Below are 12,251 nucleotides of genomic sequence, written 5' to 3'. Positions count from 1 at the left end.
CGGCTCCAATCAGGAAACGAGAGTCGCTCTGTAAATAAGAGCGACTAGCGCGACTGTAGCACGCGTACCATGGAGTGATGCCCGAGACGAATCCGGATGCCGAGCATGGCGCCTGCGACGCCGCGGTGACGCTCGCCTTCTCGGTGCTCGGCAAACGCTGGAACGGCATGATCCTGTCGTCGCTCGGCGCCGGCGCCACGACCTTCGTCGGACTCCGGAGGGCGGTGACCGGCATCAGCGACGCCGTCCTCTCGGACCGCCTGGCCGAACTGGCCGGGGCGGGGCTCGCGGTCCGCACGGTGGACGCCGGGCCGCCCGTATCGGTGTCCTACGAACTCACGGATGCCGGGCACCGACTCTTGCCCCTCCTGGATCAGCTCGGAGCGTGGGCGAGCGAGAACCTCGTGCCACCGGTACCATCGCGCCCCTGAGTCCGCCCTACCGGACCGAATGCCGCGGTTCCCCTCCGTCTTTCGGGGTGCGCTGTCGGTGCGCTGACGAATCGGCCGGGTCCTGTCCCGAGAACGCAATATCCGATCCGGGGCTGGGATCACCCTCGATCGCTGGATAGGTTCGAAAAGTGACCGACAATTCGCGCGAGGTACCACCGACGTCCGTGTTGCCCGAAGCCGTCGCCCCACCGACAGCGGCCGATTCGCTGCCCGCGATGCAGCTGGACGGTCTCGTCAAACGCTTCGGCGAGAAGACGGCCGTGGCCGGCCTCGATCTGACCGTCCCTGCGGGATCGTTCTACGGTCTCGTCGGGCCGAACGGCGCGGGCAAGACGACGACCCTGTCGATGGCGACCGGGCTCCTGCGTCCGGATGCCGGCACGGCGCAGATCCACGGGGTCGACGTGTGGGCCCACCCGGTCGAGGCGAAGAAGCTCATCGGCAACCTCGCCGACGGGGTACGCCTGTTCGATCGGCTCACGGGCGAGCAGCTCGTCACGTACACCGGCATGATGTTCGGACTCCCGCGCGACGAGGTCGCCGCACGAACCGGAGATCTCCTGCGCATCATGGATCTCGGCGAGGCCGCAGGAACGCCCGTCGTCGACTACTCCGCGGGGATGACGAAGAAGGTCGCCCTCGCGTGCGCTCTCGTCCACGCGCCGCGCCTCCTCGTCCTCGACGAGCCGTTCGAGTCGGTCGACCCGGTCTCCGCCGCCAACATCGAGGACATCCTCCGCGGCTACACCGCCTCGGGCGGCACGGTCATCGTCTCGAGCCATTCGATGGACCTGGTCCAGCGCATGTGCGACCACGTCGCGATCATCGCGCAGGGCCGCCTTCTGGCATCCGGGACCGTCGACGAGGTGCGCGGCCCCCAGACGCTGCAGGACCGGTTCGTGGATCTCGTCGGCGGCCGGCACCACTCGGAGGGGCCGCAGTGGTTGCGACAGTCCTGAAGATCCGGTTCCGCGTCCTGGGCAACGCCCTCGCGCGGAGCCCGATGCAGCTCGTCGGCTTCATCTTCGGTCTCCTCGGTGCGGTGTGGATGCTGGTGCTGGCCGGGGTGGCGCTGTTCTTCGTCGGCGCGCTCGACTTCGACATCGCGCGCGCCGCCGTGACCGCGGCGGGCGCCGTCTTGACCCTCGGATGGGTCGTGGGGCCGGTGTTCGCCGCCGGCATCGACACGACCCTCGATCCGGCCAAGCTCGCGCCATTCCCGATGACGACGCGCCAGATGATGATCGCCATCACCGCCGGTGGACTCACGGGTGTCCCCGGTATCGCCACGACGCTCGGAGCGCTCGCGACGTTCCTCGTGTGGGCTCGCGAACCCGTCGCCGCGATCGCCGCGGTCGTGTGCGTGCCCCTCGGCGTGCTCATCTGCGTCGTCGCCTCGCGCGCCGTCGCAGCACTCGCCGGCGGATTCGGCGGCGGGCGACGCACACGCGAGGTCATCGGACTCGTCGGCTTCACGCTGCTGATCTTCGCCAGCCCGTTGTTCATCGGGATCACGAACGGCGTGATCGCCATGAGTGGCCAGGGCGCGCAGCTGCAGACCATCACCACCGCCATCTCGTGGACCCCGATCGGCGCAGTGTGGGCGGTGCCGGGCGACCTCGCCACCGGATCGTGGCTCCCCGCGCTCGCGAAGTTCGCCATCGCCGTCGCCACGTTCGCGGCGCTGTGGGTGCTGTGGCAGCGGAGCCTCGCGGCCTCGGTCGTCGCTCCCCCGGCCCGCTCCCGCGCTCGCCGCAGCGCCGGCTCGCTCGGCTGGTTCGGTCGGATGCCGTCCACCCCCGCCGGCGCAACGTGGGCGCGCTCGCTGACCTCGTGGACGCGTGACATGCGCTATCTGCGGCAGTTGATCCTGCTCCCGTTCGCCCCGGTGATCGTGCTCATCTACTCGGGCGGCGACACCACCGGGCCGTTCTTCGCGCTCTCGGGTCTGCTGGCGGCCTTCTTCGCCGGGACGCTCCCCTACACCGACGTCTCGTACGACGGCACCGCCTTCGCGACCGTGATGCAGACCGGCATCCGGGGGCGCGCCGATCGCCTGGGCAGGATGGTCGGCGCCGCGAGCATCGGCATCCCGCTGGTCGTGCTCGCCGACGCCGTGACGATCGCGATCGCCGGACGCTGGGATCTGTTCCCCGCCGTCCTCGGGGCCTCGCTGGGCGTCGTGCTGGTGGGCTACGGCGTGAGCGCGGTCAGCTCGGCCATCCTCGTCATCCCGACGCCCGCGCCGGGCGACTCACCGTTCAAGCGGGTTCCGGGGACGTCCTTCGTGATGACACTGTTGTTCTTCCTGTGCTGGATCCTCGCCGCGATCATCGCCGTGCCTGCCGTCATCCCGGCAGCCATGGCCGCGTTCGGCGGATCGAGCGTGGCCGGATGGCTTGCGCTGGCGATCGGCCCGCTGTGGGGCGTTCTCGTCTTCACGGCCGGGGTGCTCGTGGGTGGCCGGCGCTTCGACGCCGGCGCGCCCGCGCTACTGGCACAGCTGCGCTCGTTCAAGGGAGCGTGACCCGGGCGATCGGCGGCCGGGAACGACGAAGCGGCGCACCCCGTGTGGGTGCGCCGCTTCGTTGTAATGGTGGACCTGAGGGGATTCGAACCCCTGACCTCCTCGATGCGAACGAGGCGCGCTACCAACTGCGCCACAGGCCCGGAAACCTCGACAACACTATCACGCAACGTTCGCCGCTCCTGACCTGGGCGGACACCCGGGCGTGCCGTGCGGACGAGCGTTACTGCCCCGACGCGCGGCGCTCGAGCAGACGGCGCACGTGGTCTTCGATCTCGGTGTCGTCGACGTAGCCCATCGCGGCGTAGGGCGACGGTGCGGGACGGGATGCCGCCGGGCGCGCGGTCTCGATCGGCGTGGGAGCCTCGGTGGCTGCGATGTCGCGGGCGACCTGTTCGCGTGCCGCGGCGCGCAACGCCTCGCGGGCCAGCTGCTCGTCGACGACTGCGGCGGCGCGGGAACCGGCCGAGGCGACCAGCGGGCGCGGGAGCTCGCGCGGAGTCCAGGTCGGTCGAGGCGCGGGGGCCGCAGCCACGAAGTCCTGCACCTCGGCGGCCGGGCGGACGGCATCCGCCTCGATCGGACGCGCGACGGCGCGAGCCGCGACGCGCGACAGGCGCTGCAGCACGGTGAGAGAGAGAAGGACGGCCACGCCCCCGATCGCAAGCAGCACGGGCGCGGCACCGAAGAACACCTGGATGCCACCCGCTACGGCCGCCACCAGACCGAGGGCCGCGAACGACGTCGTCGCCAGACGGAACCGACGCCGCGCACGCGCACGGCGCAGTTCGGGCCGAGCCACGGCGACCGCACGTTCGGCGTGCGCGCGTTCGACAGCGGCGGCCCGTTCGGCGCGCGCCTTCTCCAGCGCCGCGGCCCTCTCGGCCTTGGCCACCTCGACGGCGGCAGCACGCTCTGCGCGAGCGAGCTCGAGGGCGGCGGCGCGCTGCTCCTTGACAAGGTCGCGGTCGCGGGCGGCTTCCAGGCGAGCCACGTCGAGACGGGCCTTGGCTTCGGCCAATTCGGTCTGGGCCTGGTGCGCCTGCACCTGACGCGCGATCTTCTGCTGCTGGTGCGCCGTACGCGCCGTGAGTTCCAGACGCACTTCGCGGGGGGTCTCGGCGGTCTCGGCCAGGACGCGCAGCGCCTGGTTGAGCCGCACGGCGTTGCGCTCGGCGGAGGTGAAGCGGTGACGGCTCTGCCACGAGGGCAGCAAGTACACCAACCACAGCGCGACCGCGACGAAGACGATCACCCCGCCGCCGAGAACCTGTCCACCCATGGCACCACGGTAGGTCACGCCGAGGTCACACCTCGGCATCCCCCCGCGTGTCGCGCCCTCTGATATGGAGGTCGCGAGACGTCATTCAGCCGACGATTCGCCCGCAGCCTGCAGCCGACACGTCAGCGGGATGCAGTCTCGGCGTAACCCTCGCCCGCAGAACACCCGCAACGCCGGGGCGCGCCCGCGCTACAACCGGTCGGCCGGCGGCACGCGCGCGGCATCCGGAGGGACCTGACCCCGCTCCCAGCGGTCGAGGACGCCGTACGGCACCTCTTCGCGCACGAGCGCGAACGCGTAGTGGTCACGCCAGTCGCCGTCGATGTGGATGTAGCGGCGACGCAGACCCTCGTAGCGGAAGCCCAGCTTCTCGACCACTCGCAGGCTGGCATGGTTCTCGGGCCTGATGCAGATCTCGACGCGGTGCAGGTTCAGCGCGGTGAAGCAGACGTCGGTGGCCATCGCGACGCCGATCGTCGTGATGTTCCGACCGGCGAAGCCCTCGGCGACCCAGTACCCGATCGTCGCGGACGCCAGCGACCCGCGCGAGACACCCCAGACGTTCAACTGCCCGGCGACCTCGTCGGCCCACTCCATGACGAAGGGGACGCCGACGCCGTCGCGGTACTGCTGGAGCAGACGCCGGATCCCCAGGCGCATGTCGAAGGACACGGGGCCGTCGGGGCTCGTCGCCTCCCACGGCCGCAACCATGACCGGTTGTCGATCAGCTGCTGCTGGAGAACGCGCGCGTCACGATTGCGGATGAGTCGGATCGACACCTCACCGTGCCGTCGTGGGACGGAGAGATCCATGGCATCCCGTCGGGTCACAGACCCGCCGCGAACTCCTTGAACCAGGGGCGGAGCGCGGGGCCGAGATCTTCGCGGTCGGACGCGAGCTGCACGATGGCCTTGATGTAGTCCACCCGGTCACCGGTGTCGTAGCGACGTCCGCGGAACACGACGCCGTACACACCGCCACCGTCGCCGCCGCCGTTCGCGAGCTCCTCGAGCGCGTCGGTCAGCTGGATCTCGCCGCCCTTGCCGGGTTCGGTGTGCTCCAGGATGCCGAACACGTCGGGACCCAGCACGTAGCGGCCGATGATGGCGAGGTTCGAGGGCGCGTCCTCGGCCTTGGGCTTCTCGACGAGCTTCGTGACCTTGACCACGCCCTCGTCTTCGGTCGGCTCGACCGCAGCGACACCGTAGAGGTGGATGTGCTCGGGGTCGACCTCCATGAGGGCGATGATCGTGGCGCTGCGCTTGTCGTACTCGTCCATCATCCGGGTGAGGAGCGGGTCGCGCTCGTCGATGAGGTCGTCGCCGAGGAGCACGGCGAAGGGGTGGTCGCCGACGTGGCTGCGCGCGCGGAGCACTGCGTGACCGAGACCCTTCGGCTCGCCCTGGCGGACCATGTGCACGTCGGCGAGGTCGGACGAGTGCTCGACCTTGGCGAGCTTGTCGTGGTCGCCCTTCTCACGCAGCTTCGTCTCGAGCTCGGGCATCGAGTCGAAATGGTTCGCGATGTTGTTCTTGTTGCGGCCGATGATGATCAGGACGTCCTGGATCCCGGCCGCGGTCGCCTCCTCGACGACGTACTGGATCGCGGGCTTGTCGACGACCGGCAGCATCTCTTTGGGCATGGCCTTGGTGGCCGGAAGGAAGCGAGTACCGAGTCCTGCGGCCGGAATGACGGCCTTGAAGGGCTTATGAGGCATGCGCATACCCTACTGGTGTCATGCAACCCCGCTGTTACCGATTGCGCACGTCGCGATCATTCGCCCACGTACACTGACTGCATGCCCGACAGCATCGAGCAGGCCAAACGCGCGCTACGCGCCGACCTGCGCGAACGACGCCAGAACGTCTCGGCGCCCGGGCGCGAGGTCGCCGAGGCCGGTGTGAAGGCCCAGCTCGACGCGCTCGTCGATCGCCTCGGTGCCCGAAGCATCTCCTGCTTCCTCTCCACGACCACCGAGCCCGGCACGCACACCTTCGTCGAAGACGCGGTGGCTCGCGGCATCCGGGTCCTCCTTCCCATCACGCGCGACGACGGCCTGCTGGACTGGACGGTCGCGACACCGGATGCCGAGATCGCTGAAGGCCTCTTCGGACTCCCCGAGCCCGTGGGCGACGTGCTCGGCCCGATCGCCGTCAACGACGTGGACCTGCTCGTCATCCCCGCGGCCGCCGTCGACCGCCGCGGGATGCGACTGGGCTGGGGCCGCGGCTACTTCGACAAGACCATCGGATCGATGGAGAAATGCCCGCCCGTCTACGCCGTCATCTTCGACTCCGAGTTCGTCGACGAGGTCCCGCGCGACGTGCACGACCAGCCCGTCTCGGGCATCGTGACCCCCACGCGCACCGTCGCCATCGACGGCTCAGCCGCCTGAACACCCGAAGGAACCCGAATGCCCACCTACGCCTACGCCTGCAAGCAGTGCGGTCACCGTTTCGACGCGGTGCAGTCCTTCTCGGACGCCGCCCTCACCGAGTGCCCCGAGTGCGGCGGCGAGCTCCGCAAGCAGTACGGCTCCATCGGTGTGACCTTCAACGGCTCGGGGTTCTACCGCACCGACTCTCGCGGATCGAATGGGGCGTCCTCCGGCGCGGCATCCGAGTCGACCGGCGGATCTTCGACATCATCGACTTCGGAATCGACGAAGACCGCGTCCGCCCCCGCATCCTGACTCTCGCGCGACGCGGCAGAACGGGAGCCACGTCATGATCCAAGGTTTCAAGGAGTTCATCCTCCGCGGCAATGTCATCGATCTCGCGGTCGCGGTGGTCATCGGAGCGGCCTTCACCGCGGTGGTCAACGCCATCGTCAGCGCGGTCATCAATCCGCTGATCGAAGTGTTCTATGTGGCCAACGAGAACGGCGAGTTCGGTCCGAGCATCACGGGGATCTACGGCCAGACGGTCACGTTCCCGCTCGGGACGCTCCTGAGCGCGGTCATCAGCTTCCTCGCGGTCGCCCTGGTGGTCTACTTCGTCTTCGTCTTCCCGATGAACCGGTGGAAGGCCCGCGCCGCGGCCCGCGCCGGCGTCGTCGAGCAGACCGAGGAGCCGAAGCTCCCCACCGAGCAGGAGCTGCTCGTGCAGATCCGCGATCTGCTGGAGCGTCAGCCCCGCGCCTGACCACGGCCTGCACGGGCCGCACGGCATCCATAAACGCGATCCGTGTCCAGAAACGCTCTCTCTTCGCGTTTCTCGACACGGATCGCGTTTCTCGTGGCGCCCGGAGCGACGGCGCCGCGGGCTCGAAAGCCAGACCCCGGCTCAGTAGTGCGGCGGGACGTCGCGCAGCAGTTGCGCGTCATTCGGCCCGGATGCCACGGGCCCGGCCGTTTCCCCCCGCGAGGGGTCGTCCGCCGGCGCGGGCTCCGCGCTGGTCCCGGGCGCCGCGAGCAAGCGTGCACGCCGGGCTCCCGGCATCCGGACGATGGGTTGCCGCACCTCGTCGGCGTGGGCTGACGCCTCGGCATCCTCCGCCACGCCGCTCACCCGGGGAGGTCGAGGGGCTCGGTGGTGGTGCCGGGGGTCGCCGCGTCGTCGGGCGCGACGCCGAGCAGCTCCGCGATCCGGGATGCCACGCCCGCGGGGTCGCTGTAGAGATCGAAGGCGTGCACGCGCACGTAGTGCCAGCCCAGGCGGCGCAGGATCTGCGGCCGAAGGCGCAGCGTCTCGCGCAACGACTCGCCGATCGTCTCGGGGTCGCTCTCGGCCACGACCGCCTTGCCGCCCGACCGGGCCACGAGCGGGAGGAGTCCGCGGTAGTCGAGGTCGACCTCGACTCCCAACCGGCGCAGCTCCCGCGCCAGAGCGCGGGTCAGCGGGTCGGCGAGTTCTTCGAGCCGCGAGTCGCGGCCCCGGCCGGCGAGGTTGCCGAGGATGCCCATGAGGGTCGCCGCGCCGTGTTCGAGACGGCCGTCGTCGAAGGCCGACGGGCGGATCGACGACACGATCACCATCGAACGTCGCGCGCGGGTCATGCCGACCGTGAGCAGACGCTCGCCGTCGGGGGTCGAAAGATCGCCGAAGTCGCTGAGCACGCGCCCGTGGCGGGTGAGCCCGAACCCGAGCGAGAAGACCACGCGGTCGCGGCTCTCGGCCACGGACTCCTCGAGGGTGAGGACGGCGAAGGGCTCCGCGGCATCCCGCGCGACGAACGCCGCCACGTCGGAGCGGCCCGCGAGTGCGGCCTCGACGGCGGCCCGCACGCGCTCGGCGTGCTTGCGGCTGGCCGTGACGACCATGAGCGACTCGGCGGCGCGGTTCACGGCGTGCTCGACGACGAGGGTGACCACGCGCGCCACCTCGGCATCCGGACTCTCGACGGCACCGCTGACCGGATCGGGGGCGCCGACGCCGTTCTCGACGTAATCGACACTCAGGCTGCCGCGGCCGAGGTACGACCCGGCCCAGGGCAGCGACACGATCTCGCCGCCGTAGAACGCGTCGTTCACGAGCTGCGCGAGGTCCTCGCCGCCGGCGCGGTAGCTGCGGGTGAGCGTCTCGACCGGGAGGAGTTCGGCGATGCGCTCGAACACCGACACCTCGTCGAAGGGGACGTCATCGGCTTCGTCGTCGGCGAGCGGCCTCAGGGTCGCGCTCACCCGGAACGGCGTCGGCTTCTGAACCACCGGGTCGCCGAACAGCACGACCTGGCGTGCTCGGCGGAGAGCAGGCGCCGCTTCGGCCAGGCACAGCGCTGCGGCGTCGGCGATGACGACGACATCGAACGCGAGATCGCTCGGGACGTCGGGCACTTCGTACGGCGAGGCCAGCCACACCGGCGCGAGGGTGCGCAACAGCGTGGGCGCGGCATCCGAGATCTCTTGCGCGGTGTGCAGGCCGTCCTTCAGCGCGGTCTTCAGCGCCGCAGCTTCGTCGGGGTGGTCCACGATGCCGATGCGCCACTGCGTGGCGAGCTGGGCCGCGAGCAGCGGACCCGCGGCGGCGGCGTGCGCCTCGTCGACGAGGCGGAAGTCCCGTTCGAGACGGTCCACGACGCTGGTGTTGGCTCCGAGGAGCGCCCGGTCGGTGCGCAGCAGATGCTCGAGGGCGGACTGCCACCAGGCGAACTCCAGCTCGTCGCCCACGCGGTCCTCGGGGACGTGCCGCACCGACAGCTCGACCAGGAGCTGTTCGAGCCCGAGGCGCGCGAGCTCGCCGCGCAACTGCGCGCGCTCGACGAGGTTGTCGAAGAACGTCGACTCGGCGGCCAGCCCCGCGAGAGTGCGCACGAGCACCTGGACCGGCAAGGTCGCCAACCGCTCCGAGCCCTGACGGCCGAGGATGTGGTCGAGCTCCCCCAGCAGAGCATCGGTCCGCTGCCAGGCGACGTGGACGTCGGCGAGCCCGAGCGGAACCTCGGGGGTGACGCCCGCCTCCACCACACGCTGCCATTCGGTGCGCTGCTGCTGGATGCGGACGAGCGCTTCGTACATGTCGGGGACGTGCACGCCGGGCCGTACGTATTCCTTCGACAGCCGACGCAGACGCCGACGGTTCGGACCGCTCATCGCCGACGAGTCCCGGCGCGGTGAATGCGCGTCGATGAGTTCGCCGAGCGGACGCTCGAACACCGTGGGGCTGAAGCGGTCGAGCGACTCGCGGATGCCCTGCAGGAGCTTCAGGTACGCGCCCAGCTCGGACACCGTCTGGAACGGGCGCATGCGCGTCTGGGCGATGAGCTCGTAGCCGCGCTCGAGCAGTCGCGGAACGTCCTGGGCATGGAGCTTCCCCGCCAGGTCGTGCGCCGCACGGGCGTCCTCGGTGCGGGTGAAGCTCACGCCGTACCAGGGCGAGTCGTCGGGACCGAAACGGAATTCGCCCAGACGCGCGGCTGTCGCCAGTGCCTTGGCCGCCGCGTCGCGACGCCCGGCGAGGCGCTCCAGCGTCGCGAGATCGAATCGCGCCGACGTCGAGGGCGCCGGGGAGACGGATGCCAGCGCCGTCAGTGCCCGCAGGACGTCGAGAGCCGAGACCCCCAGCGCGAGATGCGGCTCGGTGACGGCCGAACGGTAATCGCGCAGGACGGTCCGCAGCCGCACGAGCGCATCGTCGATCTCGGAGACCTTGGGCTGTTCGGTCTTCTCGTTCCGGCCGATCGCGCGGATGAGGTCGCGACGGACGTGAGTCGGTGAGACGGCGAGCCCGGTCAGACCGACGCCGGCCAGGCGATGACGGATGCCGTCGAGGGTGGACCGCCGCGCACTCACGACGAGGACGCGCTTGCCCGCATGGACGCTCTGCCCGATCGCGTTGATCACCGTCTGCGTGCCGCCCGTGCCGGGGAGGGTGTGCACGGCGAGGGAGTGCCCGGCGGAGATGCGGGCCAGGACGCGCTCCTGCTCGGCGTCGGCGTCCAGAAGCAGGGTGTCGGCGGCGGGCGCGCGCTCGTCCGGGCTCGAGACGACCGGGTCGGCGCGGCGGACGGTGATGCGGGCGCGGTCGTCGGGGTGCCCGGCGAGCGCGTTCAGCAGCGGATCGTCGAGGTGCTGCGTGTCGCGCGCCATGCCCGATCCGACGTCGGCGAACGACGAGATGATCAGGCGCGGGTGCACCACGAAGGTGGGCACGTGCGTGGTGAGTCGGCGCAGGTGGTCGATCACCGGCTGCGGCTTGAACACGCCCTGGTCGTACGCCAGGCCCGCGAGAGCGGTGCTGTCGATCGGGATGCCGAGGTGCGTTCGGAACGCGCGGGCCAGTTCGGGGTTCATGATGAACGCGCCGTGGAGCTTGAGTTCGAAGTCGCCGTTGTGGCGTCGGATGGCGAGCGGGCGCAGCAGCACCGGAGCCGACCACTCGACTCCCCCGATCTTCCACGCCGCCAGCCCGACCGCCAGGTGCACCGGCTCGAGCCCCCGCGCGGTGCGCAGTTCGACGTTCTTGGCGGTGATGCGCTCGGCCGCGATCCGTGCGGTGCGCAGTGCCACCTCGTCGCGGAAGAGGTTGGAGAGGAGAGTCGCCCGGCCGGTGATGAACTGCGGGAGCGAGCCCGGGTGGGCCTTGGTGATGTCGATGCCGGCGTCGAGGGCATCGTCGAAACGCAGGAGCGTCGAGCGCCCGCCGAGCGCCGCCGCCTCGGAACGGATGCGATCGCGTTCGGGGTCGGCGACGTGACGAACCACGATGCCGGGCTCCGACAGTCGCAGCTCGCCCGGATCGATCGACGTCGGAACGTCGCCTTCGGCGCCCGTCACGACGCCGTCCTCAGCTCGCCACACACCTGCCAGACTAAGCGGGGCACCCTGGGAAGGCATGCAGTGAGCCCGAGTTTCGCGGTATTGCACGACACGCCGCGCCGATCGGCTCTTCCTCCCGAGCGGGCGAATCTCGTCGGGCGTCCACAGATCGGCTCTGGCGCCGAGCGGGGCACAACGCGCGTGAAGAGGATGACGGGATGAGCACAGCGACCAGCACCGTGTACGACGGCCCCTTCGCCCCGATCCTGCTGACCTTCGTCGACGACGCCCTCGTGCACGTCGACGTGGCCCACGACGGGCTCGACATCGCACGCGCGACGATCGCGCAACGCCTGGGGGTGATGCCCGAGCCCGACACCGGCGCGCCCCACGGAGCGCTCGCACAATTGGACGAGTACTTCGCCGGGCACCGGCGGACCTTCGAGATCCCGTTGGACTGGCGATTCGTGGACGGTTTCCCGCGGGCGGCCCTCGAGGCCACGAGACGCATCCCCTACGGCGAAGTCGCCTCGTACGGAGAGGTGGCGATCATGGCCGGCTCCCCCGGTGCCGCCCGCGCGGTGGGGACGGCGTGCGCCCGGACGCCGTTCTCGATCGTCGTGCCGGTGCATCGGGTCGTGCGCGCCGACGGCTCGATCGGGGAGTACGGCGGCCATCCCGAGGTCAAGCACTTCCTGCTCGACCTCGAGAACGGCGTCGCCGGGGCGGATCGGCTGCGCGCCCCCGCGTGAGCCACGACCCGGCGCGCGCGTGGGCTCCGGGTCGGCAACGCG

The 12,251-nt window shown here is 70.5% G+C and carries 12 protein-coding genes and 1 tRNA gene; 7 read left to right on the top strand and 6 right to left on the bottom strand.

Annotated features, from left to right (window positions below; all coding sequences use genetic code 11):
• Window positions 1-77: 77 nt before the first annotated feature.
• The 3 genes from AC3E6M_RS06080 to AC3E6M_RS06070 all read left to right on the top strand — a co-directional run bounded on the left by AC3E6M_RS06080 (window position 78) and on the right by AC3E6M_RS06070 (window position 2,979).
• Window positions 78-431 (top strand): winged helix-turn-helix transcriptional regulator, encoded by a 354-nt coding sequence (locus AC3E6M_RS06080; protein WP_138173688.1) that lies wholly within the window; start codon window positions 78-80, stop codon window positions 429-431.
• A 236-nt stretch (window positions 432-667) separates the two neighbouring features.
• Window positions 668-1,411 (top strand): ABC transporter ATP-binding protein, encoded by a 744-nt coding sequence (locus tag AC3E6M_RS06075; RefSeq protein ID WP_490529633.1) that lies wholly within the window; start codon window positions 668-670, stop codon window positions 1,409-1,411.
• Window positions 1,393-2,979 (top strand): hypothetical protein, encoded by a 1,587-nt coding sequence (locus AC3E6M_RS06070; RefSeq protein WP_490529358.1) that lies wholly within the window; start codon window positions 1,393-1,395, stop codon window positions 2,977-2,979. Before AC3E6M_RS06075 ends, AC3E6M_RS06070 begins: the two co-directional genes overlap by 19 nt.
• Window positions 2,980-3,046: 67 nt before the next feature.
• Here AC3E6M_RS06070 and AC3E6M_RS06065 read toward each other — a convergent pair.
• The 4 genes from AC3E6M_RS06065 to galU form a co-directional block, all read right to left on the bottom strand.
• Window positions 3,047-3,122 (bottom strand) — tRNA-Ala (locus AC3E6M_RS06065).
• 80 nt (window positions 3,123-3,202) lie between these two features.
• On the bottom strand, window positions 3,203-4,261 hold the full coding sequence (locus tag AC3E6M_RS06060; RefSeq protein WP_138173692.1) for a large exoprotein: 1,059 nt from the start codon (window positions 4,259-4,261) through the stop codon (window positions 3,203-3,205).
• A gap of 189 nt (window positions 4,262-4,450) precedes the next feature.
• Window positions 4,451-5,074, bottom strand: a complete 624-nt coding sequence (locus tag AC3E6M_RS06055) for a GNAT family N-acetyltransferase (RefSeq protein WP_490529357.1) — start codon at window positions 5,072-5,074, stop codon at window positions 4,451-4,453.
• Between the two features lie 14 nt (window positions 5,075-5,088).
• Complete coding sequence (galU, locus tag AC3E6M_RS06050) at window positions 5,089-5,979, bottom strand: UTP--glucose-1-phosphate uridylyltransferase GalU (protein ID WP_138173697.1); 891 nt, start codon at window positions 5,977-5,979, stop codon at window positions 5,089-5,091.
• Window positions 5,980-6,060: 81 nt separating this feature from the next.
• Here galU and AC3E6M_RS06045 point away from each other — a divergent pair, with 81 nt between their 5' ends.
• From AC3E6M_RS06045 to mscL, 3 genes are read left to right on the top strand one after another with little or no spacing between them, the layout of a single operon-like run.
• Window positions 6,061-6,657, top strand: coding sequence for a 5-formyltetrahydrofolate cyclo-ligase (locus AC3E6M_RS06045; RefSeq protein WP_138173699.1), 597 nt, complete (start codon window positions 6,061-6,063; stop codon window positions 6,655-6,657).
• 18 nt (window positions 6,658-6,675) lie between these two features.
• The gene (locus AC3E6M_RS06040; protein ID WP_138173701.1) at window positions 6,676-6,954 is read left to right on the top strand and encodes an FmdB family zinc ribbon protein; all 279 of its coding nucleotides are present in this window, start codon (window positions 6,676-6,678) and stop codon (window positions 6,952-6,954) included.
• Window positions 6,955-6,988: 34 nt separating this feature from the next.
• Window positions 6,989-7,405: a large conductance mechanosensitive channel protein MscL gene (gene mscL, locus AC3E6M_RS06035; protein ID WP_138173703.1), complete on the top strand. Its 417-nt coding sequence runs from the start codon at window positions 6,989-6,991 to the stop codon at window positions 7,403-7,405.
• A gap of 141 nt (window positions 7,406-7,546) precedes the next feature.
• Here mscL and AC3E6M_RS06030 read toward each other — a convergent pair whose 3' ends face one another.
• Window positions 7,547-7,771, bottom strand: coding sequence for a hypothetical protein (locus tag AC3E6M_RS06030; RefSeq protein ID WP_138173705.1), 225 nt, complete (start codon window positions 7,769-7,771; stop codon window positions 7,547-7,549).
• A complete protein-coding gene (locus AC3E6M_RS06025; protein WP_490529356.1) occupies window positions 7,768-11,535 on the bottom strand; it encodes an AAA family ATPase in 3,768 nt (1,255 codons plus the stop codon). Before AC3E6M_RS06025 ends, AC3E6M_RS06030 begins: the two co-directional genes overlap by 4 nt.
• Window positions 11,536-11,675: 140 nt before the next feature.
• Between AC3E6M_RS06025 and AC3E6M_RS06020 the strand changes: the two genes are divergently transcribed.
• Complete coding sequence (locus AC3E6M_RS06020) at window positions 11,676-12,209, top strand: methylated-DNA--[protein]-cysteine S-methyltransferase (protein WP_490529355.1); 534 nt, start codon at window positions 11,676-11,678, stop codon at window positions 12,207-12,209.
• Window positions 12,210-12,251 lie beyond the last annotated feature (42 nt).

This window comes from Microbacterium sp. SCPM-O-B-15248 (M128) (assembly GCF_058214835.1).
The sequence above is the reverse complement of the archived record's forward strand: the minus strand, read 5'-3'. Positions and strand labels throughout refer to the sequence as shown.

Bases quoted from the DNA above. Each gene is read 5' to 3' on its own strand.
- AC3E6M_RS06080 (WP_138173688.1), top strand. From the start codon at position 78: ATGCCCGAGACGAATCCGGATGCCGAGCATGGCGCCTGCGACGCCGCG.
- AC3E6M_RS06075 (WP_490529633.1), top strand. From the start codon at position 668: ATGCAGCTGGACGGTCTCGTCAAACGCTTCGGCGAGAAGACGGCCGTG.
- AC3E6M_RS06060 (WP_138173692.1), bottom strand. From the start codon at position 4,261: ATGGGTGGACAGGTTCTCGGCGGCGGGGTGATCGTCTTCGTCGCGGTC.
- AC3E6M_RS06055 (WP_490529357.1), bottom strand. From the start codon at position 5,074: ATGGATCTCTCCGTCCCACGACGGCACGGTGAGGTGTCGATCCGACTC.
- galU (WP_138173697.1), bottom strand. From the start codon at position 5,979: ATGCCTCATAAGCCCTTCAAGGCCGTCATTCCGGCCGCAGGACTCGGT.
- AC3E6M_RS06045 (WP_138173699.1), top strand. From the start codon at position 6,061: ATGCCCGACAGCATCGAGCAGGCCAAACGCGCGCTACGCGCCGACCTG.
- AC3E6M_RS06040 (WP_138173701.1), top strand. From the start codon at position 6,676: ATGCCCACCTACGCCTACGCCTGCAAGCAGTGCGGTCACCGTTTCGAC.
- mscL (WP_138173703.1), top strand. From the start codon at position 6,989: ATGATCCAAGGTTTCAAGGAGTTCATCCTCCGCGGCAATGTCATCGAT.
- AC3E6M_RS06025 (WP_490529356.1), bottom strand. From the start codon at position 11,535: ATGCCTTCCCAGGGTGCCCCGCTTAGTCTGGCAGGTGTGTGGCGAGCT.
- AC3E6M_RS06020 (WP_490529355.1), top strand. From the start codon at position 11,676: ATGAGCACAGCGACCAGCACCGTGTACGACGGCCCCTTCGCCCCGATC.